We start from the raw sequence: 26,916 nt of genomic DNA on the forward strand, positions 1-26,916 counted from the left end.
AATCATGGAAGGTATGCTTGTCCCTGTTACAAGAACAGCGGCAAGTTTTATTATGTTGGTGCTCGTAACCCTGGTTGTCGCTAGCACATCAATACACACAAAACCACTATAACTTCGCACTTTCGATTACAATTGGCCCATTTATTGCCAAAGTTCCCCACCATTTCTTGTGAAAGAAGATTAGGGAACCTTTATTTTATTGTTGTCTTGGGTTATTTAACATCTGTTGGCGCGTCCAGCTTATCTAAAAATAATTTACAGAACACCCAATGTAAGCAGTTTCTTTGAATTGTTATAATATTAGAATTATAATGAAAAAGTATACTAGCATACCAACCGGTTGAGTAATAGTATTTTAATAAGTAAGGAGGAATAGTACATTATGGCACAAAAAACAGCAGTTATTACAGGTTCCGGCCAAGGAATCGGAAAAGCATTGGCTGAACGTTTAGCAAGTGAAGACTTTGCAATTGTCTTAAGTGATCTTAACGAGAAAACAGTAACAGAAACTGCGGCAGAACTTAAAGACAAAGGATTTAACGTCACATCTTTTGTCGGGAATGTAACAAATCTTGAAGATCAAAAAGCACTCGTTCAACACGCTGTCGATACGTTCGGAAGTGTAGATGTTTTTATCAACAATGCTTGTGTGGAAGGCCAAGTCGCACCTCTTACTAAAGTAGAACCTAAATCAGTTGATTTTGCTTTGGATGTTAACGTTAAAGGTGTCATCTATGGTATTCAGGCAGCTGCGAACCAAATGATCAAACAAGGTACTGGCGGTAAAATCATCAATGCTTGTTCAATCGCAGGCCAGGAAGGTTTTGAAATGCTAGGAGTATATTCCGCTACAAAATTTGCAGTTAAAGGTTTAACTCAAACCGCTGCGAAGGAACTGGCACAGCATAAAATTACCGTTAACTCCTACTGCCCAGGTATCGTCGGAACTAGTATGTGGGAGCGCTTGGATGAAAAAATGATGGAACATATGGGCACGAAAAAAGGCGAAGCATTTGAGAAATTCACTCAAGGCATCGCACTTGGCCGCGCTCAAACTCCGGAAGATGTAGCAAATCTGGTTTCATTCCTGGCTTCATCAAACTCCGATTACATCACAGGCCAAAATATCCTGACTGATGGCGGTATGGTATTCAATTAATTTATAAATCTATGAATATGGTTATCTGCAAATAAGAAAAAGCCTGATTTCTCTTTTATACAATCGAGGAATCAGGCTTTTGTTTTACTATTTTTTGATAAACACATTTATAAGCTTTACAGGACCCACTCACGGCAGTGGGCGCCTTTAGGTTTAAAACCTGAAGAGCCACCCTTATGAAAATTAATTCAATATTAGATTAAACCGCCTTTCTCAAAGCGCGATTAATCTAATAGAAGGGCTCTATTGGATTAAACAGCACTTCCCACACCGTGATTAATCTAATAGAAGGGCTCTATTGGATTAAACAGCACTTCCCACACCGTGATTAATCTAATAGAAGGGCTCTATTGGATTAAACAGCTCCTCCCAGACCGTGATTAATCTAATAGAAGGGCTCTATTGGATTAAACAGCTCCTCCCAGACCGTGATTAATCTAATAGAAGGGCGCCAATGGATTAAACAGCTACTCACTGACCGCAATTAATCTAATAGAAGGGCCTATTGGATTAAACAGCACTTCCCACACCGCAATTAATCTAATAGAAGGACGCTAATGCATTAAACCGCCTTCCTAATTATCAGAAGTTCAGGCTGTCTTCTCGAAAATCTATTTTATGGTTTCTGTCTTAGGAAGCTGTCCGGCTAACTATCATAGGACTTGTTATTTTGCTCAGGCATCTTCTTTCGAAATCGTAAAATTAGTACTCCAATAAGCGCAAGAATGCCAACGAGTGTACCAGGAAGTAATACAAGAAAATTACGTTTTTCTTCCTTTGATGATTTTGGAGGAGGATTCTCCTTGGCCGTCTTCTTAATAGTTTCTTTTTTGAAGTTCTCTAATTTTATCGAGGTAATGAGTTGCTTATCTTCACCGGATATTTCTAATGTTCCCTCGGCATTCATTTTCATGGTCACCGCCTGGTTTGCTGGCTGTGTAAAGTAAACGTCCCTTGTGGTTTTATATTCCCCATTATCCATAGGGATGATGGTTCCCTCAGGAATAAAATCCGTCTTAAAATTTCCGAATGCATAATCGAGCAAGGCAACCGTGTCATCGTAGGCATCTTTACGCGCAGCGCCTTTCAACGTTACAACAATAATACTTGTCCCAGCTCTCTCTGCAGCTGTTACCAAGGTATGGCCTGCTTCGTCAATATATCCTGTTTTTCCGCCGATAATTCCCTCGTAAGGTCTTTCTCTTAGTAATTTATGATGTGTAAATAATGTGGTTTTCCACGACTGGCCCTGCCACTTTAGCTGTTTCGTACCAAAGATCCTTCTGAACTCTTCATTTTTCAGCGCATGTTGTGTAATTACCGCCAAATCCCTCGCCGATGTTTGGTGGTTTGGTGCAAACAGGCCGTGTGGATTTTGAAATGTGGTTTCCTCCGCCCCAATTTCCTTTAAATATTCATTTAATTTTTGGGAAAACTGTTCAATTGAACCATCAAGATGCTCGGCTATAGCGACCCCGGCATCATTTCCGGAATTAATCAAAAGTCCTTCAATAAGCTTTCTTAGCGAAACCTGTTCCCCTGCTTCAAGATAAACCCGTGAGCCTTCAGTTTCTCTGGCAGTCTGGCTGACGGTTACTGTATCATTGAGGTTCCCTTTTTCTATCGAATAAATCGCCGTGGCTACCTTGGTCAAACTAGCCGGGTACTTCCTTTCCCTAGAGTTTTTTTCAAAAAGAATTTCGCCGCTCTTTGCATCCATTACAATAGCAGCACCGCTTTTGATAACTGGAACTTCATCAGCATGGACCCTAGGGACGAAAAGAAAGATAAACACAATAAATAGTACCTTTTTCATACTTCACCTGCCATATCAACATAAAAACCTTTAAAACAATAGTACTATTTCCTCATACACATTAAAATAGGAAAATTATGAATAACCTTTTACATCTTATTTACCGAAAGTTTAAGTATGTCTGCCAACAAAAAAATCCCCCAAGGCTTCCTTAGGAGATTAATTGTACAACCGGGGTACATATAAATAGGTTTTATCATATTTAAACATCATATAAGTTTGCTCGGTTTACTCCTGAAATTTTAAGGTGAGGTCTAGCAGTCCGTATCGAGGAAACTAAAAAAAGAAGAGGCAACCGCCCCCTCTTCCACAGATTCTACTTCTTTAACCGGTAAACCCTTGCTTCATAAGGCTTCAGGCGCAATTGTTCAATTGGCTGGTTTGTATCCACTTCATAGTTTGAAATCAGCAGCTCTTTAGTAGAGTATGAAATGCCCTCTGGCAGGCCAAATTCAGGGGTTTCCTTACTGAAGTTACAAATCACCAAAAGCTGTTCATTCTCGAGAGTCCTTGTGAAAGCATAAATCTGTTCATCGTCTTCAAGGATGATATCATACGTTCCATAAACAATAATTTCATTCTGTTTCCGAAGCTGAATTAATTTTTGATAATAAGAGAAAATAGAGTCTTTATCTTCAAGAGCCGCTTCCACATTAATCTCTTTATAATTTGGATTCACATTGATCCAAGGCGTTCCTTCAGTAAACCCGGCATTCGGGCTGTCGTCCCATTGAATCGGGGTTCTTGCATTATCCCGGCTTCTTTCATGGATTCCCTTGAAAATTTCATCATGTGATAGGAACTCTGGAGTCAAATCACGATACGCGTTCAATGTCTCAATATCCCGGTATTCTTCAATTGAATCGAATTTTACGTTCGTCATCCCGATTTCTTCGCCCTGATAAATATAAGGAGTACCCTGCATCATATGGAGGCATGTGGCAATCATTTTACCGGAAATCACCCGATATTCATCAGAATCGTTGCCCCATCGGGAAATGGCCCGCGGCTGATCGTGATTGCTCCAATACAAGCTATTCCAGCCATCGTTTTCGAGACCCTTTTGCCATTTGGTAAAAATCTTTTTCAAATCGGTTAGTTTCCATTCCATAGGATCCCATTTGCCATATTTTCCATCGCCAATGCCTACATGCTCGAAATGGAAAACCATATTCAGTTCTTTTCTTGATTCACCCGTATAGAGTTTTCCTTGCTCAACAGATCCCCCGGGCATTTCACCTACCGTGATGGTGTCGTATCCGCTTAAAGCCTCGCGATTCATCTCTTGGAGAAATTCGTGAATTCTCGGCCCGTTCATGTAATATTTGCTTCCGTTCCCATAAGGCAGTCCATATTCAACTTCACCCTCAGGATAATCGGTATCTTTGGAGATGAAATTGATTACATCCATCCGGAAACCATCAACACCTTTATCAAGCCAAAAACGCATCATGTCATACACTTCCTGCCTTAAGACAGGATTTTCCCAATTTAAGTCAGGCTGTTTTTTGCTAAAAAGATGCAAGTAATATTCGTCAGTTTGTTCATCATATTCCCAAACACTTCCGCCGAATGCGGCTCCCCAGTTGGTTGGCGGCTGCCCATCTTTTCCTTTTTTCCAAATATAATAATCCCTGTAAGGGTTATCCTTGGACGTTCTGGATTGCTTAAACCATTCATGTTCATCACTTGAATGGTTCACAACAAGGTCCATCATAATTTTGATGCCATTTTTATGGGCTTCTTCAAGCATTCTATCAAAGTCAGCCATTGTGCCAAACTCATCCATGATATTCCGGTAGTCCGAAATATCATATCCGTTATCATCATTCGGGGATTTGTAAACAGGAGAAAGCCAGATAACATCGATACCCAATTCTCTCAAGTACGGTAATTTCTCGGTAATTCCGTTCAAATCACCTACTCCGTCCCCATTCGAATCATTGAAACTTCTAGGATAAATTTGATAAATAACACTTTCTTTCCACCAATTCTTTTCCAAAAGAATTCACTCCGTTCATATCAGTTTTCAATCGATATAGGTTAAACTTAAGTTTTCCATAATTTCCGCCCCAGGCACTTCGCTTTCCACGGGCGGCCTGGGAGCCTCCTCGTCGCTTTGCTCCTGCGGGGTCTCCCACTGACCTTTTCTCCCGTTAGGACATTGAGTAAGCTCCCAAGGATAGCATCGCAGGAGAAAATGCGGTTTTTGCATTTTCGAACGAGTCTTCGTGCCTTCCGCTCCAATCAATAAAATGCCTGCGCTTCTGGAATTCTTCAGTTGAACTCATCTAGTCATGCTATTTAATAGACCCTTTCATTACACCGCTAATAATCCACTTTTGCGCAAAAATATAGACAATAATCATTGGGGCAAGTGCCATTAGATAGGATGCGAATGCCAGATTATAGTCAGTACTGAACTGGGATTGAAATACGTACTGAACCAAAGGAAGTGTAGCCATTTCCCGGTCACTAAGCAGAACAAGCGGCAGCATAAAGTCATTCCAGGCGCCAAGTGCAGTAATAATTGCTACTGTTGCATTCATTGGGGCAAGCAAAGGGAAAATGACCTTCCAAAATACCTTCCATGAACTTGCCCCATCCATAATCGCAGCCTCTTCCAGCTCGATTGGAATTGAACGAATGAAACCAATGTAAATGAAAATATTGAAGGATAGATTAAAGACAATGTATAAAATAATTAAACCGCCCAGATTATCCATACCCCAGGCACTTGTTTGTTTAACAAGCGGGAGCATAATAATTGGGAAAGGTATAAACATCGCGCTCAAAAAATAATAGTACAAAGATTTAAAGAACCTTTTGTGCATATTCCTTGCGATAGCATAAGCAACCAGAGAGTTTGTCAGTACAGTGAAAAATGTGACAACCACGGTTACAACTGCACTATTTTTTAATGCATTGAAAAAATTCGTCATCTCGATCGCCCTAGTGAAATTATCGAATGACCATGATTTTGGAAGAGCAAGCAGATTTCCTATCATTTCAGGTGGCGTTTTAAACGCAATGGTAACCGTTAAATATAATGGAAAAAGAATGACTAATGAGCCTAAGATCAAAAGAATCGTGACGGTCCAGTTTGTCCTTTTTTGAATCATTCGTACTTAGCCTCCCTCTTGTTCAACACTTTGAGTTGGAAGAGCGATATGGCGACAATCACGATAAAGTACAATACAGCATTCGCTGATTGATAAGCGAATTCCCCGCCTTCAAATCCACCTCGATAAATGAGCAGCGAAATCGATTCTGTCGATCTTCCCGGACCTCCTCCAGTCAGTGCGACAATCTGGTCAAACACTTGAAGGAAACCTTTCATTGATAAAACCATATTAATCGTGAAAAATGCAGCAATCATCGGAAACGTGATACTCCAGAACTTTCTCCAGGCTCCAGCACCGTCAATACTAGCAGCTTCATACAAATCCTCAGGAATAGTAACAAGCCCTGCCAAGTAAAGAATGGTACTAAACGCAACAGATTGCCAGACTGCAACCAGAACAATTCCCAGCCAGGCAAGGTCGGGGTCTCCTAGTATATTCCTCGATAGCCAATCCCAGCCGAGAGACTCACCAACTTGTGGCAGCATATGTGCGAAAATAAAGTTAAAGATAAACCCTACAATCAAAATACTTAATATATATGGCAGAAAATAAACAGCCCTCAATGATTTTTGGAATTTAATCTTCGAGTTCAGGCCCATTGCAATCAACAGGCTAATAATATTTACAAGAATAGTTGTAACAATTGCAAATTGGAACGTAAACAGGTAAGCATCCCCTGCCCGGTCATCCTTAAATACATTTATATAATTTTTAAGTCCAACAAAGTTCCAGTTTCCGTAACCCTTCCAATCTGTAAAACTATAAAAGATTCCCTGTAAAGCAGGATAAGTATGAAAGATAAAGAAAAGTACACAGGCGGGTACAGCAATTAACAAGTAAAAGTTGCTCTTCTTCATTAAGGTAAACCTCCTTTTTTAAACAAGTGCAAGCGCCTTGGTCATCGCCGTACAAACTGGAGAGGCTTCGACTGAGATAAAGGAATCACGAAGAGCGCTAGCGATTCGATGATGACTTATCGTAGGGAGGAGACCTGAAGTTTGCTAGGCGATAGGCGCTGGAGCTAGAGGTAGAGAAGGAACAGGGCATCATAACCTACCAATGCCCCGTCTTTCAAATTAACGATTTTGAACCTTTTCCCACTCAGCATCCAATTTCTTCAAGAATTTTTCTTTGTCCTTTTTAGTAACAAATTCTTGCAGGTAACCGTCCGCTCCCATTCCTGCAGGGTAATAGTGGTCAGGGAAGCTTGTAAGCGCGCCTGTTTCAAAGTTTGCTTTGATTCCTTCAAATACTGGATCTTCCTGGTAAACATCTTGAATGGCAGAGAACGCTTTCTGTTCGTCGGTATACTTTTTCGCTGTTTCTTTATTCATCATGAATTCAATAAATTTAGTCGCTTCTTCTTTGTGTTCAGTGTCCTTATTCATTGTCAGGACAACGTCAACGCCAGATACAAGTTTATTTTGTGCCGGATCGTTTGTGACAGGCATTGGGAATACGCCAAGTTGAATATCAGGATTTGCTTTTTTAATTTCAGGAATAGCCCAGTTCCCTTGGAGGTAGAAGACCCCTTTTCCGCTTGCAAACGCATTGTTGCCATCGCCATATGCTACTCCCATGTTATCTTTGTGGCCATAGCTTGTAAGTGTCAACATCTTGTCCGCAACTTCTTCATAGCTTTCTACAAAACTAGCTTCGCCTTTGTTTTTCTTTTCTGCAAAGTCTTCTCCGGCAATATTAGCGCCAAGAGAGTTCCAGGCTATCATTCCAGTCCAGGCATCTTTTAATGTAAAGTAAATTGGAATTTCGCCGGCTTGCTTAGCTTTATCCAATGCTGCAACAAATTCATCCCAGGTTTTTGGAACTTCAAGGCCAAGCGCATCGAACTTCTCTTTGTTGTAGATGACAGCATTTGCATTCGTAGCATATGGCAATCCATAAGTTCCTTTTTCATCCGGGCCAACCAATCTGCCAATCATATCCACATAGGAAGGCTGGACAGTTTTGAGCAGCTCGGAATCAGAGAAGTCCTCTAGAACCCCTGCCCTTCCCAGTTCTCCATAAGTGGCGTTCCCGCCAATTGCCATCAAGTCAGGAAGGTCATTTTTCGTTAAACGGGTTTTAAGAACTGTTTCAGCTTCAGGAGGTGCATCGAGTTTAATTTTAATATCCGGATTTTGTTCTTCGAATTCTTTAATGAAACCTTTATAGGTATTAATGTTTTCAACTTTGTTCGAAAACAATTCAAGAGTAACTTTTCCATCGCTGCTTGCTCCGTCCCCAGAAGAGCAGCCTGCCAAAATGGTTGCGCCGAGTGCAACACTCATAAAACCCATTGCGATTTTGTTCTTTAACATTGTATATGCCTCCTAAGTTTTAATAGAGTAAACGTTTACGTAAATAGGTAAAAAAACGAATTCAAAAAGAGATCGTCACCTCAATCTAAGGTAAACGTTTACGTAAATGCCCATAAGAAAGAGTAAACGTTTACTAAAAACAGTATGTAAAGGAGAAGGATTAACGTTCCTTTACACTATTTCGTTCAATAATCGTATGTTGAATAATTTTGCTATCAGGAACCTGGTCTGTTTCCATCATATCCAGCAGCATTTCTCCGGCAATCTCACCCATTTCAATGAATGGCTGGTGAATCGTAGTTAGCGGTGGAACTGACATGCTTGCGAGATTAATATCATCGTACCCGATAATTGAAATGTCTTCCGGTACTTTTTTTCCAAGAAGATTGGCTGTTGAAATTGCTCCAATTGCGATCTCATCACTTGCAGCAAAAATGGCTGTGACATCAGGTACCTGATTTAACATATCGCGCATCCCGGTTATCCCCCTGTCAAATCCAAAGCCGCCTGTATTAACGATATGATTTTCATCAAATTGAATATGATTTTCCTTCATGGCTTGAATAAAACCTTCAATCCTTGGTTTACCTGCTATGATATCTTCACTGTTGCCGCTGATCATTCCGATGTTTCTATGTCCTTTTTGAATCAAATACTCTGTTGCTGAATAAGCTGCTTGAAAATCATCAACCTTAACATAGGGAACCGGTAATGAATCAGATTTAGTCGATAGCAGCACAAGTGGAACATTCATTTTTTCAATAACCTGATAGTATTCCTTAAGTAAAACTTCGCTTGTGAAAATAATTCCGTCTACACGCTTTTCACCTAATAGCCGAAGATACTTCATCGTCTTCTCGGCATCGGATTCTGTATGGCATACAATGACACTCGATCCTTGGTCACTGGCTGCCTTTTCAATTCCTCTTAACAAGTCTGTCACCAAGGAGCCTCCCAAGGATGGAAATAAAACTCCGATTGTATGAGTCTTGTTATTGATTAAGCCTCTAGCAACAGCATTCGGTTGATATCCAAGATCTTCAATCACTTGAAGGACCTTTTGCTTCGTTTTCGCAGAATAACCAGGCTGGCCATTCAAAATTCGTGAGACGGTTGCAATAGATACATTTGCCTTTTTTGCCACATCTTTAATTGTATAAGCCATACAGGCCGTTTCCCACCTTCTTCATTCTAATACGTTCTAACGAAAACGTTTACGTAATTAAAATACCATACAATGAAAACCTTTTCAATAGTTAAAAATTATGGGAAATTTTTTACTCAAATACTTTTACTTACAATAAACCTCGTATTTTAAACGTATTTAGTTAAGTCTTCTTTCAACTCACTAAAGTAATTTCCAGCGGATTTCCATGGTTTATGAACATCTGATTGATCTCCCATCTTTCGTTATGACCTCTTTAATCACTTATTATTAAGTGGTTATCCCCTTTATTTTCTTGGGCCGATTCACACAGTATTTGTCGATTTAAAAGATTACGTATATTGCGGGATTCGGTAGATAAATAGTCAAAAATCTAAAAAACCTATTAATCTTAGTGATATATTTCCTATCCAAATAAGATTGGCTCTGTCTGCTGTTGTGACAATATTTGTCGAAATTCCAATCTGCAATAAAAGAATAATTAAAAATGCCTTTCACTTCCCTTCTACAGATAAAGCCATAGATGCATCTTCATACCTCCTTATTCAAATTTTATCTTTTGCTAGATTACAATAATATTTCCAGGTTGGGAAAATCCTGCCAATAATGGATAAGGCTGTATTTTTATAGATTGTTTATGCAATAAGATTCCGATACGCTAAAGAAGAAAGGAGGACAGTCTAGAACTATATACATTTTATTGGATACTGTATTCACTAATTTAAGAGGGAGTTGGAATGTATTGGTCAAAAGTAAACGATTGCGGAAATGGGTTTCACTATGCCTAATATTCATTCTTACACTAACACTCACTGCCCCTGCCTTTGCTACAGGAAGTACTTCCAAAAATCAAGTTGATATGAAATCAAACGCCCCCCAATTAGCTGCTGACAAAATTGCTTCTAAACTATCAAAACAATTTGAAGATAAAGAGTATGTCACCTACCTCATTAAGATGAAAGATCAAGCGGATGTGAATTCCGTTTCGAAAAAAGCCCACCAAGCCTCGGCAAAGAAAAAAGAAACTCCAGCCGCTGCCAAGCTATCCATGCGTAATGCTGTTGTTTCGTCACTTCGGGAAACAGCATCCCGTACACAATATGGTTTGGAAAAATACTTAGGAAACATGCAATCCAAAGGAGAAGTAAAAAGCTATGAAAGCTTCTTTATCGTAAACGCAATGGCTGTTACGAGTACAAAAGAAGTAATGGAGAAGATTGCTTTACGTGCTGAGGTAGAGAAACTTCTGCCCAACGAAGAGCGCTTCCTTAATAAAGCAGAAAAGTCACCGGAAGGCGCGATGTTAGAAGCAGATATCCAGCCTAACAATATTGAGTGGAACATCAATCAGGTCGATGCTCCTGGAGCCTGGGAGATGGGAATCGATGGAACTGGCATAGTCGTTGCAAATCTTGATTCTGGTGTCGAACTGAATCATCCTGCTCTGCAGCGCAAATGGCGCGGATATGACGCGAACGGTAATGTCGTCGATCCTGAACTCAGCTGGTACGACCCACACAGTGGCGCCTCAATGCCAGCCGATACGGATGGCCACGGGACACATACGATGGGCACAATGGTTGGTTCGGAAGCAAACGGTTCGAACCAAATTGGGGTTGCACCTGGCGCGAAATGGATTGCAGTCCGGATTTTCAATCCATCCACGACTGATAACATTATTTTGCGCGGCGCTCAATGGCTGATTGCTCCGGTTGATAGCGAAGGCAATCTCCACCCGGAAATGGCCCCAGACGTTGTGAACAACTCGTGGGGCGGCGGCCCTGGCCTTGACGAGTGGTTCCGCCCAATGGTCCAGGCATGGCGTGCTGCACAAATTTTCCCTGAGTTTTCAGCAGGAAACGTCCGCACAGGTAACCCAGGTGGCCCTGGTTCTGTAGCGAATCCTGCCAACTATCCGGAATCCTTTGCAACAGGAGCAACAGATATCAATAATCAATTGGCCTCCTTCTCACTCGAAGGCCCGTCTCCTTATGGTGAAATTAAGCCTGAAGTAGCGGCACCAGGAGTAAATGTCCGCTCATCTGTACCAGGCGGGGGCTATGAAGGCGGCTGGAACGGGACATCAATGGCCGGTCCGCATACGACGGCACTAGCCGCTTTGCTCCTTCAAGTAAACTCATCTCTCACCGTTGACCAACTGGAGGAAATTATCCAAACAACGGCTACACCATTAACAGATGCTGAGTATCCGACAAGCCCTAACAACGGGTACGGAAGCGGATTAATTAATGTTGCAAATGCAGTTGGCTCCATCCTGAGCGGACTAGGTTCAGTATCCGGCCGGGTCGCAACCGCCGGCGATGACTTAGAAAAACCAGTTCTCGAGCACACACCTTTAACACAGGCCTACACTGGATTAGACATTCCAATTTCAGCCCGCGTATCGGATAATATTGGCGTCGTTACAGTAGAAGCGTATGCCCGTGTCAAAGGCAGCTCCCACTGGACGTTCATTCCAATGGAACGGAAATCTGGTGATTACAAAAACGGTGTGTACGAAGGAAATATTCCTTACTTCCTCGTTAGTACAGAGGGTACGGAATACTATATTCGCGTAAACGACTACGGTAATAACGGTTTTGAAACAAATAAGTATTCAATTGAAGTGTCCAACGGGGTGAAGCCTGGTTACATGCAGGACTTCGAAACAAATATTCTTGGCTTTACAACCGGTGGAACGAATAACACCTGGGAGTGGGGTGTTCCTGTCGGCGGCCCTGGTTCCGCAGCTTCCGGTGAAAAGCTGATTGCAACCAACGTAGACGGACCATATTCTAACAATTCCAACTCCTACATGATGATGCCTCCAATCGACCTTTTAGATAGCAATGAAGGGGCTCTTCTCTCCTTCAAGCACTGGTTTAACCTAGAGAATAATTTTGACAGAGGCGTTGTGTATGCAGCCGCTGAATCTACCGATTTTCAATTTGTCCCACTAGCCCAGTTCACAGGGGCAAGCAATGGCTGGAAAAACCAAATGGTTGACCTTACACAATTTGCAGGAGAACAAGTATACGTCATTTTCAACCTGCATAGTGATGGTTCTCAGGCACGGGATGGATGGTATATTGACGATGTGTCACTTATTGGTGCGGATGATGTTGCACCTGCTGTTCCTGCTGACTTAACTGCGCAAGCAAATTCACTGGGAATTGTTTCGCTTAACTGGTCAGCAGCCACTGATGCCGATTTAAAAGATTACCTAGTTTATCGCTCATCCGTCTCCGGTGAAGGCTATGAACTAATCGGAACGTCAACAGCGAACAGCTTTACAGATTCCAACACAGCTAATGATGAAACCTATTACTATGTCGTCACAGCTAAAGATTACTTTGGAAACGAAAGTGGACACTCGAACGAAGCGTCGGTCACGGTTACTGCTCCAGTAACAGTGTACAGCGATAACTTTGATGGAGAAACCGATAATGGCTGGACACATTCTGGTACTAGTGATGAATGGGAACGCGGTACTCCTTCCGGCACAGGTGCACCTGTTCCTCCGTCCGCTCCAAATGTATGGGGAACTGATCTTGATGGAAATTATGAGAGCAGAAGCAATTTCTCACTCGTTTCTCCAGTCATCGATCTCACACAAGTAACAAACGCAACACTTGCCTTTGCACACTGGTATGAGCTTGAGACAAACTACGATAAAGGCTTCGTCGAAATTACCAAGGATGGCGGAACAACCTGGACTCAGCTCGGGCTCTTCAGCCACTCAACAAACGGCAAAAATTGGTCTACCGTGACGTATGATATAGGCGCTTACGCCGGTCATGAGGTTCAAGTACGATACCGCGTTACGTCTGATGGCAGTGTCGTGAAGCTCGGCTGGTATATCGATAACTTTGCTGTATTGGCAGCGGCTTCACCACAAGGTTCTGCAAAAGCAGACGATATTCAGGAAACCGAAAAACCGAAAGCAGTTTATAGTGAACCTGCAGTGAAACTGTCCAGAACAGAAAAGGATGCTATGCCTAATACAAAGCAAACTCAAGGCGGAGTTGGGCTCCAAAGCCTACCTGCCAATGCGACAGTGACTGTTCTCGAAACCGGTCGTTCTACTAGAACTGACGCCAGCAACGGAAATTTCAGCATGATCCATGTAGCTGGTGACTTTACGCTTCGTGCAGAAGCATACGGATTTTATCCACAAACCCGTGCAATCACAATTGTTGATGGCAGCGATACATCGGCCAACTTTACACTCGAACCGATCCCTCATGGTACTGTAACGGGTGTGGTGACAGACGAAAGATCACATGCACCAATTGCAGGTGCGACTGTAATGGTATTGGAAGATGCCCGGATTACACCAGTCACAACTGATGAAAATGGCGCATTCTCGCTTGAAGTATTGGAAGGAACCTATACTTTAGCGGTTTCCGCCGATCAATACTACAACAAAAATTCAACTGTCACCGTTGACGGAAATGGTTCAGCTGAAGCAAATGTAGCGTTGAAACCATTTATCGGATTTGAAGGAACAATCGGCTATGACGACGGGACAGCGGAAAATGCCCGTGCCTGGAACGCAGCAGGAAATGCGTGGGCTGTTAAAATGACGCCAGAAAATGGTGCAGCCCAAGTAACCGGCGCAATGTTCCGCTTCTGGGATACAGAATGGCCAGTACCAGGAGGCACAGCATTCCAATACGCAATTTATGATGCTACTGGTGCAAATGGTGCACCTGGCCGATTACTGGCAGGCCCAATGGACGGTACGGCCAAACGTGACGGCACCTGGACATCTGTGAGCTTCCAGGAACCTGTCATGGTCGAGGGAGATTTCTACGTTGTTTATATTCAAAAATTTGCGAATCCAAACACACCAGGATTGGCTACTGATGAAGACGGCAAAAACGCTCTGCGCAGCTGGCAACGTGTCGGCGGTGCCTGGAGCCAGTCTCCTGCTGCCGAGGGCAACTACATGATTCGCGCGGTTGTTCAATACCCTGTTACTGCACCTGTTATTACGTCTCCTGCAGACGGCTCCTTCACAAAGGATGAAAAGGTGACGGTAAACGGAACTTCTCAAGCAAACGGTGCTACTGTAAAGCTGTACAACGGTACAGAAGAAGTTGGAACTGGAACTGTTGAAAACGGGAAGTTCAGTATCGAAACAACATTAAATACAGGAGCAAATGCTTTATCTGCTGAGGCTGTTGTAAACGGAAAAATAACAGACCGCTCTGAGCCTGTCAATGTGACTTTGGATCTGACTGCGCCTGTTCTCAACGTCACAGCACCTGTTCAGGATCACAAAACAAATGTTGAAATGGTTTATGTAAAAGGGACGACAGGTGATGAGAATCTTGATACCTTAACTGTGAACGGGCAATCTGTAAACGTTAATTCCGATGGCAGTTTCTCACACAAAATTCTCTTAGATGGCGGCGCAAATACGATTACTATAGTTTCTACTGACCGCGCGGGTAACGCCACAACAATTACCCGTAATGTAGTAGTCGACATTAGCACCCCTGAAATTACAAACATCACACCAGCCAACGATGTTCGCATTAAACCGGGCGAAAGCGTCCGTGTATCCTTCGATAGTGAAGAAGGACTCAACGCTTCATTCCGAATCGAATTGCCATTAATGGTTTCTGGCGGCAACAATGAAATAACCATGACCGAAATGTCTCCGGGCCATTATGAAGGAACGTATAAGACTCCTGACACGCTTAAAATTGAAGGCGGCGTGATTGTCATCAAGGCATCCGATCAGGCCGGCAACAAGGTCGAAGCTGCAGCGCCAGGAAAGCTTTACGTAGCTGAACCAGAGAACAAAGCACCAATCGCTGTGATTCGTGGTGATGCTACAGCTAAGCAGAAGAAGGCTACAACCTTTGACGGTTCGGGGTCCAGTGATCCGGATGGAAAGATCGTTAAGTATGAGTGGAACTTCGGCGATGGATCGACTGGTTCCGGTGCAACTGTGCAGCACAAATTTAATGCTAGAGGCACCTACACGGTAACGTTAACTGTTACTGACGACAAAGGCGCAACCAATTCAACCACGCACACGATTAAAGTAAATTAAAAGATATACTACTCCATCGGGCTCCCTGAGAAATCAGGGGGCTTGTTTTAGATTAGATAACCCAATTCCAATATTCCAATCTTGGAGAGAACAATCAATAGGAGTACTTCAAATATGCCAAGCCTGTTAGAATATCAAATAATTAATATCATTAAAATACAATGAAAAGACCAACAGTAAACTGTGTTGGTCTTGTTTTGCAATTCTATTCAACTTTACATTGGGTGTACGTGAGCAAAATCGGTTCTTATTGCGTTTGTTTCATATACTCAATCGTCTGCCTTAGACCTTCACGATAGGATGTACGAGGGATTGGACCAATAAAATTTTCATACTTTTCACCATTTAGTACAATTGGTTCTTCATTCAAGTAAAACATCTCAACCACTTCACGCATTTGACGATTAAAAAGGCCCAAAAATCGAATCATATTCTTCGAAACAGTAGATACGCCTTTTTGATACCCAGTTATTTCTCGGACCGTTTCAACTATTTCATCTCCCGAAATGGTGCCAAAGCCAGGTATATTCCAACTTTGTCCGTATGCCTTCTCTTGAAGGGACAAACTAACCATTGCCCTGGCGCCGTCTGGTGTATAGATAAATTCCCTGGAAATGCTTTGGTTACCCACAAAGCTGGAACTTTTATCTTTCACTATATTTAACAGGGTATAATTCAAAATCGTGTTTTCTGCATTGGGTCCATAAAAATCAGGAAAATGTGCAATTAGTGCAGGAATATTTGATTTCTTGACCAAGTTTTCAACTTCCAGGCGAATGCGTCCCTTTTTCGTATGAGGATTTTTAACTGTTGTTTCACTCGTTTTTTCCCCTACGCTCCTTCCGTAGGCATAAATATTATCTACGATGGCCAGCTTGGCGGAATGCTTCTCGGCGGTTTGAAGAATATTAGACATCATTATCGGAAGTTTCTCCTCCCATTCAACATAAGGAATGTTGGCAGATTGAAAAATAGTGTCTACGCCATTAGCCGCCCCGTCTAAATCGTCTATACGAAATACATCTCCTGTATAGATTGTTATATTGGGATCGTCCGCAAACAGTTTTTCCAATTTTTCACGAGTACGTGCGAACGCTGTTACCATTATTCCTCTACTCGATAATTCCTTAACAATGGAATAACCCATACCTCCTGAAGCCCCTAATACTAAAGCTTTTTGCATAACAATTCCCTCCCCTTATTAACCACTGGTCAAATTATTTTAAAAAAATTAATCAACTAATCGCATCAAAAATTTCGCATGAGAATCGGCCATATCTTTTACCTCTTCATAGGTAGTAACATGACGGCAATAATGTGTGACAAAGCCATGCAGGGATAAAAAAATGCTATATATATTTTGAAGAGAAATGTTTTTATCACATAAATCGAAAATGCATTGTGCAAATTTCTCATAGCTTTTATTTGGACCTTGATTGATATAATTTCTTACTTCTTCATCTTTTATCAAGAACATAATTTCATAATGGCTTTGGTGTGTAAGGCCAAATTCAATGAAGCCAAGAAGGATATTCCTTAGCTTATCCTTATTCTCAATCTCTTGTTGCATCACTTCATCCAGTATTTGATCCAGCATGGAGAAATGGTCTTCCACTAATGCAAAAAACAACTCTGCTTTATTTTTAAAATGATAATAAAGTGCACCATGACTGTAATCTAATTCTTTTGCTATTTGTCTCATAGATACATGCTGATAGCCTCTTTCCACAAATAGGCCTCTTGCAGCTTCCATAATCATTTCTCTTGTTAGTTCTTGTTGGACAGTCTTTCTTGGCGACATGATTACCTCCTAATTGACCACTGTTCAATTTAAAGTATATTTCATAAATTTTCCATTGTCAACTATAAAAAAGTAATACTACAATCTGGGTTCTGTGCCCTTTTATTCAACAATCTAGACCGATGGTTAAAGGACAGATTGCCGGGTTTGTTGAACAAGCGGGAATACCTAAAAAGGATAAAAATCCCCTGTATCCAGACCAATTTTATACTCAATTGGCTAACTTATTTGTTCCACCATTTGTCCGTCTGGAATTTTTCTGGTATTTCTTGCTCGAAAGGGTTGTTATAACCTAATCCTTCAAGAGTATCGAACCACAAATCTCTTTTGGACAACGGGAATTTCTTACCACACCATGGACAGTAAGAAATTACTATTAATGAGGACCCTCCATCGTGTATGATTACTCCATATTCATCAAACTTGGCACTATAATGGATTAAATGATCAGGACATTGAAAAGGATCTTCATGAAATTCACAAGCAAAATTTGCCCAGTAAGTCATATCTTCGCAGCAATGTTTAACCATAAAGTATCCCCTTTTCTTTAGGAATTCCGCTACTATTCTTCAACCTGTCCCTTTAGCAGAATGGACAATAATTTATCTGCAACTTCTTTTGGTCTCACATCTATTATTCGGAGCTTATTAATATCAACCCAAATCGGCTGATAGGTACCTAGTTCCATGCTTGCATTAGAGTATTCTTCCCCTTGCCCATTATCTATGGTGCCGTCAATAATATCGCATAAGAAGAAATATTGTGTACTGTTATACACAACCTCGGCAAAGCATTCCTTAACTTCTATATTTACAAATAATTCTTCAAGGGCTTCCCTTTTTGTTGCCTCTTCAGGCGTTTCCCCCTCTTCAATTCCGCCCCCCAGAAAACCGAAATAAGTAAGTTCCCCCCCTAACCCTCTATCAACACAACTTTATTGTTTTTTACAAGGATAACAGATCCTCTTTTCTCATACAAACTCCTTTATTATTTATATAACTGACCTCGCGTTTATCTATCAGAAGAGTCTTTGTTAAACTAAGCCTGCCCTTGGTCTCTCTTTAAAGATTTCTGCAAAAAGGTACTATACTCCTTTTAGAAAACAAACTCCGGTATAAAAAGTCTTAATGACGCAAAAAAAAGACAGCGGATAGCTGCCTTTACTAATGAGAATTAGTATTACAATTTTATTTTTAATATTTTTACTATATTATATTTTTTCCTTTAAAACTGAACCCTCTACGCCCAATATCCAATCGCTTAAGTTTGAACGCAGAGGGCTTAAATCTTTAATTATCTCGGTCAAAAGAGGAGCCCATCGAAGGGAACATTTCATTTGATTCCTGGGAAACATAAATGGTTCGAGTTGGAAAAGCAACTGCCACTCCCTCTTCCTCTAATATCCCCATGATCGCCAGGTTGACTTCATGTTTAATTTGCACATGTTCTCCCCAATCCGTTGTCGTTGTAAAGAAATAGATCAGAATATCAAGACCGCTATCCCCATAATGGTCAAAAGCCACCATAATCGTATCCGGGTGGATATCGTCACGATTGTTCAAGAGCTGGTCAATCTTTTTAACTACTTTTTGAATTTGGTCCTTGTTGGTCAAATAATTGAGTCCTAAATTAAAATTAACGCGTCTTTTTCCCATCCGGCTCCAATTCGTAATCGCCTCGTTTGCCAGTGTTGCATTCGGTACCGTAACCAGTGCCTGGCTGAATGTACGAACTTTCGTGCTTCGGAAATTAATATCCTCTACCGTCCCTTCAACACTTGGCGTATAGATCCAATCCCCTATTGAAAAAGGTTTTTCCGTAACGATGACGACCCCGCCGATAATATTTCCTACCGCTTCTTTTGCGGCCAAAGCAAATGCCAGCCCGCCTAATCCAAGCCCAGCAACGAGCCCGTTTACGTCATAATCGAATTCCTGTCCAATAATGCTGATGCTGATTGCAACCAGGATAACGCGGATCGTTCTCGATAGAAACGGCAGTAGAATTAAATCGATTCGATTGTTCATCCTCTGATTCAAACTGATTAAAATACCGGTAGTAGGAGACGACAAATTAAAAAATCCCCATGTTATTAAAACAATCACCATCGAACGCAAAAACTTCAAAAACAACTCATTATGCTGTTCGATAAATGGAAAATAATCCATGGCGACATACAAACCAACAATAATAAACGCCCAGCTTAAAGGCTTTTCAAAGCTTAAGCAGATTTGAGTTAAGAATTCAGTCGGCGTTTTTTTGGTCAATTTTATAATTAACTGAAATACATACTTCGTAAACAGGTTTCGAAATAGAATGAATGCAACCAATATCCCTATTGAAATTCCTAAGTCTTTTAAAATACTTTCATCCAATCCCATGAATGAAAAACCGATGACAAATGATGAAACAAACGACATGATAAATACCCTTCTTTCTTGTTGCGTATCTCTGTTAGCAATCTTACTTCAGCAAAAAGAAGTTTTGATGAAAACCCTGCCCACAAATATCAGCTTATGAACCGATACATCCTCATATGATAACATTTGGACAGGACTTTTTTAAATAGAACGATAGTCGCGGGTTACAGGTAGTTATTGGCTGTGCTGAAAGCATATTACAGTATTTTAAAATAATGCTAGCCATTCTTTAGAGGGTTATATTGATTGCAGAAGTATAGGAGTAAAACCAATACATAAAAAAACTCCCCTAGAAATAATCAGATTGTTTATTAATCTGTCTACTTCTATGGGAGCATATTATTTTCAGACTCTGAACATTTAAATTACTATGTTATAATCATTAAAATTATTTATTCAGCTGGGAAACTATCAATAGGAAAGGGAGAAACAGATGGATAGCTTACTAACATACATATTAATTGTTGCGATGATGGTTATTATACCAGGCGCAGATACTATGCTCCTGGTGAAAAATACACTTAGTTATGGTTCAAAGGCTGGACGTTATACAGTTCTTGGAATGGCAGCGGGACTATCTTTTTGGACAATTATAGCTATCCTTGGGTTAGCGGTTGTTGTTGCAAAGTCCATGATCCTTTTCAATACCATCAAATATTTGGGAGCCGCATACTTAATTTATTTAGGAGTCAAAAGCTTTTTTGCTAAAAGCACATTCTCTTTAGAAGAAATTAAAGCTCATGCAAATGCACCTATAGATAATTCAGATAGGCATAATAAAAGTTCTTTTATGCAGGCGTTACTTAGTAATATTCTTAATCCTAAAACTGTTTTAGTCTATATAACTATCATGCCGCAATTTATCAATTTAAATGAAAATGTAAACCAGCAATTGATTGTATTAGCCTTAATACTAACTCTACTCGCTGTCTTGTGGTTTTTATTTCTCGTTAGTCTAATTGATTACGCAAAAAAATGGTTGAATAACTCCAGATTCCAGAAAGCGTTTCAAAAATCAACCGGATTAATATTAGTAGGTTTCGGCATAAAAACAGGAATTTAAACTTATACCCAAACACCGTTCAGAATGTTGAACGGTGTTTTCTATTGAGCATTACGTTTGTTTCGGACGATTTAAATAACTTTATTAATTTACCTTTTTAGCACCAAGTACCGTCTAAATATTTAATACGATTACCATAATGGACGTGCCAATGCATATGTTTGTTGCTTTGGTACTCACCTATATTGGTGGAAACCGTACAGGCACCGTATCTGTCGTTTACTTGTTTTGATACTTTTTGAATAACGGAAAATAGGTCGTTCAAGATATCTTTGTCTTCTGGTTTAATATCAATTAGTGAAGGAATGTGTTTCTTGGGGATTACAACGATATGCACTTCATAAAAAGGCCGAGTATGATAAAAAGCAAGAGTATGGTCAGTTTCCCAAACTTTTTCAACTGCTGTCTTACCACTCAAGACTTCATCGCAATAAAAATCCTCAACATCACTAGCCATAAGTTACAACCCCCAAATGTTTTACTTCTAATTAATATTACGACAAATGTTCCCAATTCCCTCCAATTTCAAGGAAAATATCAGTCTCAACGTGAAATTGCTACTACAGCATTTTATTTAAATTTCTTCGTAGTATTTCACTCCTTTACATATTCAAATTTCGCAACCTAAAAATTTCCACAATTTCCCCTCTATTTGTTTTAGTCTTCCACTCATTTTTACTATTATAGAAAGAGAGATATTTTTTGGAAGATAAAATGACAAATTACAAGGAGGATAAGGATGGACGAAAACGTTTCAGCATTTCAAGACCTTCCCACAACATGTATTTCTGACACAATGGACGGGTTAAATAATATGGATCCGTTAATTAAACCGTTAAAAGAGGAATACAGAATTGCAGGGCGTGCCTATACCGTAAAGATGCCTGTTGGAGATAATCAATGCGTACTACGCGCAATTCGTGAGGCGAAACCAGGAGATATTATTGTTGTAGATGCCAAAGGAGATACTTATCGAACCATTGCAGGGGATTTCATTCTCGGTCTTGCTCAAACATTGGGTATTAAGGGAATTGTAACCGATGGTGTAATTCGTGATATCATCGGAGTCAAAAAGCTTAATTTTCCAGTATTCTGCAAAGGCACAACCGTTGCAGCAAGTGCAAAAGGCGGCTGGGGTGAAGTAAACGTACCTATTTCTTGTGGAGGAACCTCTGTTAGCCCTGGAGACATCATTGTTGCAGATGCTGATGGAGTAGTCGTTGTTCCTAAGGCAATTGAGGAAGAAGTTTTAAGAAAAGCGAAAGTAAAACTGGTTAAGGATCAAGAAAGAGAAGAACAAGTATCGGGTAAGCCCGAAGAAGTAATTCGTTATTTAGATCATATGTTAAATAAATAGTCAATTTCCAAAAAGAAGAACGAATTCATTCAGTTCTCTTTTTGTTTTAACCAACCGAATGAGAACCATAAAAATGCCCTGTCAGCAATTCAGTGACAGGGCATTCTTATTATTAAAACTTCCCAAATTCGTTTTCGTCCAAATCAATCTCGTTTCGGGCGACAGCTGCTTGGGCCAAAGCATTTTCAACTTCTTGTTGTGGATGCCCTATCCTCTCTTGCTTTAGGCCAAGCTCATTTATTGTGTTTTTCAGCTTAAACTGTCCTACCTTGCTTCTCAATGCTTCTGCCTGATTGGACAACTGCTCACTTGCAACCGCTCCCTGTTCCGATGTGGCTGAGTTGGACTGAATTACTTGTGAAACCTGCATGATTCCCTGATTAATTTGTGAAATACCAATCGATTGTTCATTTGACGCTACTGAAATATCATGAATATGTGCTGCCACTCTTGCTATATCTTCGACTACCTTGCCAAGGGCCGTTGCCGTCTCATCGGCAATCTTCATTCCCCCATCCGCCTTCCGGATGGAACCTTCTATTAATTCTGCCGTTTCTTTAGCTGCCTTAGCCGATCTTGCGGCAAGACTGCGGACTTCATCAGCAACTACCGCAAAACCTTTTCCATGTTGCCCTGCCCTTGCTGCTTCAACTGCTGCATTCAGCGCAAGAATATTAGTTTGAAAGGCGATTTCATCGATTACTTTAATGATTTTAAAAATGCTTTCGGAGGATTCATGGATATCGTCCATTGCCTTTAGCATTTCATTCATCCGGGAGTTTCCTTCTTCGGCATTTAGTCTGGTTATTTCCGCTAATCTGTTAGCCTCATTGGCATGGTCCGCATTATGTTTTGTCTGGGCAGAGATTTCTTCAACGGTAGCTGACAATTGTTCAACAGAACTTGCTTGCTCTGTTGCCCCTTGCGATAAAGAAGTGCTCGATTCTGATATTTGTCTTGAACCGGATGCAACCTGGTCGGCGGCATTTCGAATTTCCAACATAGTCTGATTCAGATTCTTGGACATTTTACGAAAGGCACTAGCCAGTGCGCCAATCTCATCTTTTGTATTAATCCAGATTTGTACATCCAGGTTGCCTTCCGCGATTTGTTCAGCTGTTTCAACCATTTTTTCAATAGGCTTCCTGATGTTGCGAATAATGAAAATTGCCATAACCAGACCGAGAAAAAAGGCAATTACCGCAGCCGAAATAATATAAATAACAATTTGGTCTGTTTGCGCTCTTAACTCATTTGTTAGCTTTTTACCATCTTCACTTTTTAATTGTAACGCTGCATCGAAATAGTGGTCTATTTCATTCGCGGCCTGGATTCCCTCGGTATTATTCAAGGCAAGCGCTTCTTTGTTCTTGTTCTCTAAAACAAGGCCTACCACTTCGATTCTGATCATATCGTAATTTTTGAAGGTTTCAGTCAGTGAATTATATGTATCACTCAATTCCTCGCCTTGAATGCTGCTTCCAACTGCGGTTAAGTTACGGTCTATCTCTTCGCTTAAATCCTGAATCCTTGTGATAGTTTTTTCTTTCTCTTGTTTATCATCTGTTATAAACAATTCCATAACAGCAGCTTTCAAATCATTGAAATTGTTATTTGCGCGGCCCATATCCGCAGTTGCGATCCCGTAAGAAGCGTATAGATGATTATAATCGGATTCCGAGTATTTCAGACTTATGATGCCAATTGCACTAACAACAACCGTAAAGAAATAAAGTGTCACGAAAGCCCAGATTAATTTCCAGCGAATCTTCAAATTTAAATACCAATTCATATATATCCCCTACTTCTCCTATGTTATTAAAAAATTCCTATCTCAAAACATGGTTTGTATATATCATTATTTTTTTAATATCGGATGCTTCCCAAGAAAGTTTAAGGTTTGGGGAGGGTCTCATAGGTATTCTGCCGGATACCGATGGGAGAATTTAACTAAATTAAAAAATCAAGCCCAGTACTATTGATTCAATTTTCATAATATTAAATATTTTCAATTTCCTTCATCCCGTTTCTGCATTAAAATAATTATTGAGCAAACCTAAAGTTTCGCCTTACATAAGAATCGCCGCTCAAATAATAATCAGGAGGTTTTTTATGAAGAAATGGACTAAAGCAGTCATCCCGGCAACACTGGCCTTAGCAATGGTTGCATCAACCCCTGTTTTTGCTGACCCTCAGTCAAGGCCAAACGGTCCGTACATCGAAAATGAACAAAATGTTTCATTGTCGAGTTACATGTCAAACCCCGAATTATACAAGGCTCTGCAAAAGCTTGAAGCTGCGTCTAAAGGGAAAATGAAACTTGAGATTGCCGGTTATTCCAACCTTTCTCCTGACGGCTATCAGACAGAAGCAGATAAAGGAGAGCCTCTGTATGTAGTCAAATTCGGTGACGCTGATCCAACTAAAAAACGGATTCTAATCACGACTCAAATCCATGGGAATGAACAAATCGGCACAGAAGCTGCACTGGACATTATTCAAAAATTATCTTCCAACTCAGCAGAAGTGGACAAGATCCTGAAGAACGTTTCAATCTGGATCATGCCAAGGATCAATCCTGAAGGATCCGATAACACATATCAGGAAAAATGGTATCCGACTCGTTATACTCACCAGACCTGGCTTCCATCGAACATCCAGCTTCCTGCTGATACGAAGGCCCCTTGGTACTACAACAGCGATGGCAGTGAAAGGGCACAAAATAACAACGGCCGCGTCGTTTATGGAATCCCTGGATATGACCAGAACCGGGACTACAATCCCAACCTCGACTTTAGAATTGAGAACGAGGATAAGACAGAAGTAGCGAATTTCCTAAATAACCGTCAGAAAAATAACAGCAACTACGGCGGTTTCTTCGTTACCGCTGAGTCCAGGACAGTGTCCAGTGTGTTCAAGGAATTCAAGCCTGATGTCTATGTAGATGTCCATCACCGCGGCTTCAATACTGTTTCTGACGAGGATAACCGATCAGTCCCGATGCAACTGGCGGCTGTAGTGGCCGATCCATACAAGGACCCGTTCACAGGGAAACAGTATGAGGTTGACGCGGATGTTCTTAAGCTTGGTAAACAGGTCAATGCTCTTGCCGCCCAAACACTGCAAAGAGGCTTCTCCCATTTTGGAGCGGTACAAAAATACCCTGATGTAAACCTTCCGGGCACAGCGCTCGGGGCGTTTGCCTTAAATGACGCCGCAATCATGCTAATGGAAATCAATGGCCAAAGCCAGACCCTGGGGCAAAAACAGGCCGGTATGCTAAAAGAAACAGTCAAAGCTCCACTTTATGATTTATTCAGCGCTTTGGCTGACGGATCCATCGACAATGTCGACCCTGCCGTCTATGATGCAATCCCTGAAGCTTCGAACAGGATTGAAGATCCAACCACCAGGGAGAATGAGAAAGATTTTTAGAAGTGGACAAAGGACTGCCAACAGAAATGCTGGCAGTCCTTTTATTTGTTTTTTCGGTGCGTTATCCATTCCTCTAAAGCTCAATTCCACCTGCCCTCACAAGAAAATAATTACTTCAGCCCTCTACTTTAATTAGAATATTATGGTAAAATTAAAAGACACTAAAATCCATTCGGGGGTTAGAAATGGCATCCATAACCTACACAGTTATCTTATTAGGCAGTTTCTTTTATTTAGTGAGGAAAAGCGAAGAACCGGAGTCTAATTTTCCGTTGAAAATAATAGGTTACTTTATCTTGGGTTCATTTGCTTTCAACTTCAACCTCATTTCCATACCGCTTGGATTTATTGTATACCTATTGCTTTTTCGCCCGAAATTGAATGTGGATATTAAGCGAACCGCCTCTGTTTTGGGTTTCCTAACCTTTATCGTCGTTCAGTGGCTTTTGCCATTTGCTAATCTAGAATGGCAAAGCAATGCTGTATCCATTGAACATAAGCTGGGGTCAGTTTATTCGATAAACTTTCAAGAGGAATATGAAAGAATCCGGCATAAATTAGATCTGGAGAATAACAGTTTGAGCCTCCAGGATTTTGTAATCGAATATAACAAAAACGGAACAATCAGAGATCTCCATTTGGAACTTATCAGCACAGAGGACAATGGCTTAAAACATTATACAATACAATATAATAGTGAAAAAAACAGATATCAGGTTCTTCAAAGTCAGCTTGATAACTGGCTTCAATACGACCGGTTAGTTGATGCTGACCTTTTCTTTAAAAATCTCGGTGTGCTTAATATTCAGGATATTACAAGATCCAAAGGCGACTATTCTTATTATGTTGTAAGAGGTTCAGGAGAATGGATTGAATATGATTCAGAAAATCAAGCTAGTTTTATGGTGAAGAATGGAAAAATACAAGAAGTTAATCAAGACCAGTTACCTGTAGAGGGTTACTATGTTGCAACTTATGCAATGAAGAAAACTCACGAAGAAAAAAATGAAGATGGAAACATTATTGAAGAGGCCTATGAAAGTACCGAATCAACTTCTTACCTATTTGAAGTAAGTTCAATAGAATAATAAAAAGCAAACCAGGGACGTTTTTCATCTTCCACAGATGAGAAACGTCCTTATTTATCTTATACGAGTTATAGGTGTCCTTTTTCCTAAAAGAACAAATTT

Annotated in this window: 19 protein-coding genes; 6 read left to right on the top strand and 13 right to left on the bottom strand. The window is 40.7% G+C overall.

Annotation, left to right across the window (positions count from 1 at the left end; translation table 11 throughout):
- Positions 1-382: 382 nt before the first annotated feature.
- A complete protein-coding gene (locus tag AM500_RS17800) occupies positions 383-1,159 on the top strand; it encodes an acetoin reductase (protein WP_053600419.1) in 777 nt (258 codons plus the stop codon).
- Between the two features lie 646 nt (positions 1,160-1,805).
- On the opposite strand, the gene AM500_RS17805 is transcribed toward AM500_RS17800, so the two are convergent.
- The 6 genes from AM500_RS17805 to AM500_RS17835 all read right to left on the bottom strand — a co-directional run bounded on the left by AM500_RS17805 (position 1,806) and on the right by AM500_RS17835 (position 9,583).
- Positions 1,806-2,975: a D-alanyl-D-alanine carboxypeptidase family protein gene (locus tag AM500_RS17805; protein WP_053600420.1), complete on the bottom strand. Its 1,170-nt coding sequence runs from the start codon at positions 2,973-2,975 to the stop codon at positions 1,806-1,808.
- A gap of 316 nt (positions 2,976-3,291) precedes the next feature.
- On the bottom strand, positions 3,292-4,977 hold the full coding sequence (locus AM500_RS17810; protein ID WP_053600421.1) for a glycoside hydrolase family 13 protein: 1,686 nt from the start codon (positions 4,975-4,977) through the stop codon (positions 3,292-3,294).
- A 298-nt stretch (positions 4,978-5,275) separates the two neighbouring features.
- Positions 5,276-6,094, bottom strand: coding sequence for a carbohydrate ABC transporter permease (locus AM500_RS17820; RefSeq protein WP_053601778.1), 819 nt, complete (start codon positions 6,092-6,094; stop codon positions 5,276-5,278).
- Positions 6,094-6,957 (bottom strand): carbohydrate ABC transporter permease, encoded by an 864-nt coding sequence (locus AM500_RS17825; protein WP_053600423.1) that lies wholly within the window; start codon positions 6,955-6,957, stop codon positions 6,094-6,096. Before AM500_RS17825 ends, AM500_RS17820 begins: the two co-directional genes overlap by 1 nt.
- 219 nt (positions 6,958-7,176) lie before the next feature.
- Positions 7,177-8,418, bottom strand: a complete 1,242-nt coding sequence (locus AM500_RS17830; protein WP_053600424.1) for an ABC transporter substrate-binding protein — start codon at positions 8,416-8,418, stop codon at positions 7,177-7,179.
- Between the two features lie 160 nt (positions 8,419-8,578).
- Positions 8,579-9,583: a LacI family DNA-binding transcriptional regulator gene (locus AM500_RS17835; protein WP_053600425.1), complete on the bottom strand. Its 1,005-nt coding sequence runs from the start codon at positions 9,581-9,583 to the stop codon at positions 8,579-8,581.
- 742 nt (positions 9,584-10,325) lie between these two features.
- Between AM500_RS17835 and AM500_RS17840 the strand changes: the two genes are divergently transcribed.
- Positions 10,326-15,650, top strand: coding sequence for a S8 family serine peptidase (locus AM500_RS17840; RefSeq protein ID WP_053601779.1), 5,325 nt, complete (start codon positions 10,326-10,328; stop codon positions 15,648-15,650).
- Positions 15,651-15,897: 247 nt separating this feature from the next.
- Here the strand turns inward: AM500_RS17840 and AM500_RS17845 are convergent, their stop codons facing one another.
- From AM500_RS17845 to AM500_RS17865, 5 genes are all read right to left on the bottom strand, one after another.
- Positions 15,898-16,833: an SDR family NAD(P)-dependent oxidoreductase gene (locus tag AM500_RS17845; RefSeq protein ID WP_053600426.1), complete on the bottom strand. Its 936-nt coding sequence runs from the start codon at positions 16,831-16,833 to the stop codon at positions 15,898-15,900.
- Positions 16,834-16,881: 48 nt separating this feature from the next.
- The gene (locus AM500_RS17850) at positions 16,882-17,451 is read right to left on the bottom strand and encodes a TetR/AcrR family transcriptional regulator (RefSeq protein WP_053600427.1); all 570 of its coding nucleotides are present in this window, start codon (positions 17,449-17,451) and stop codon (positions 16,882-16,884) included.
- Between the two features lie 224 nt (positions 17,452-17,675).
- Complete coding sequence (locus AM500_RS17855) at positions 17,676-17,981, bottom strand: DUF6980 family protein (protein ID WP_053600428.1); 306 nt, start codon at positions 17,979-17,981, stop codon at positions 17,676-17,678.
- A gap of 32 nt (positions 17,982-18,013) precedes the next feature.
- The gene (locus AM500_RS17860; protein WP_331457453.1) at positions 18,014-18,337 is read right to left on the bottom strand and encodes an NUDIX domain-containing protein; all 324 of its coding nucleotides are present in this window, start codon (positions 18,335-18,337) and stop codon (positions 18,014-18,016) included.
- A gap of 403 nt (positions 18,338-18,740) precedes the next feature.
- The gene (locus tag AM500_RS17865) at positions 18,741-19,871 is read right to left on the bottom strand and encodes a mechanosensitive ion channel family protein (protein ID WP_231688029.1); all 1,131 of its coding nucleotides are present in this window, start codon (positions 19,869-19,871) and stop codon (positions 18,741-18,743) included.
- 433 nt (positions 19,872-20,304) lie between these two features.
- Between AM500_RS17865 and AM500_RS17870 the strand changes: the two genes are divergently transcribed.
- Positions 20,305-20,934 carry a homoserine/threonine efflux transporter gene (locus AM500_RS17870; RefSeq protein ID WP_053600429.1) on the top strand — a complete coding sequence of 210 codons (630 nt, stop codon included), beginning with the start codon at positions 20,305-20,307 and terminating at the stop codon, positions 20,932-20,934.
- 97 nt (positions 20,935-21,031) lie between these two features.
- On the opposite strand, the gene AM500_RS17875 is transcribed toward AM500_RS17870, so the two are convergent.
- Entirely contained in the window at positions 21,032-21,391 is a 360-nt protein-coding gene (locus AM500_RS17875) for an HIT family protein (protein ID WP_053600430.1), read from the bottom strand.
- 282 nt (positions 21,392-21,673) lie between these two features.
- Between AM500_RS17875 and AM500_RS17880 the strand changes: the two genes are divergently transcribed.
- Complete coding sequence (locus AM500_RS17880; protein ID WP_053600431.1) at positions 21,674-22,291, top strand: RraA family protein; 618 nt, start codon at positions 21,674-21,676, stop codon at positions 22,289-22,291.
- A 112-nt stretch (positions 22,292-22,403) separates the two neighbouring features.
- Here AM500_RS17880 and AM500_RS17885 read toward each other — a convergent pair whose 3' ends face one another.
- Complete coding sequence (locus AM500_RS17885; protein ID WP_053600432.1) at positions 22,404-24,083, bottom strand: methyl-accepting chemotaxis protein; 1,680 nt, start codon at positions 24,081-24,083, stop codon at positions 22,404-22,406.
- A 320-nt stretch (positions 24,084-24,403) separates the two neighbouring features.
- On the opposite strand from AM500_RS17885, the gene AM500_RS17890 reads away from it, so the two are divergent.
- Both AM500_RS17890 and AM500_RS17895 read left to right on the top strand, forming a co-directional pair.
- Entirely contained in the window at positions 24,404-25,726 is a 1,323-nt protein-coding gene (locus tag AM500_RS17890; RefSeq protein WP_053600433.1) for a M14 family zinc carboxypeptidase, read from the top strand.
- Between the two features lie 272 nt (positions 25,727-25,998).
- A complete protein-coding gene (locus AM500_RS17895) occupies positions 25,999-26,814 on the top strand; it encodes a hypothetical protein (protein WP_156319846.1) in 816 nt (271 codons plus the stop codon).
- The last annotated feature ends 102 nt before the right edge of the window (positions 26,815-26,916 follow it).

This window comes from Bacillus sp. FJAT-18017 (assembly GCF_001278805.1).
Classification (GTDB): domain Bacteria; phylum Bacillota; class Bacilli; order Bacillales; family Cytobacillaceae; genus Bacillus_D.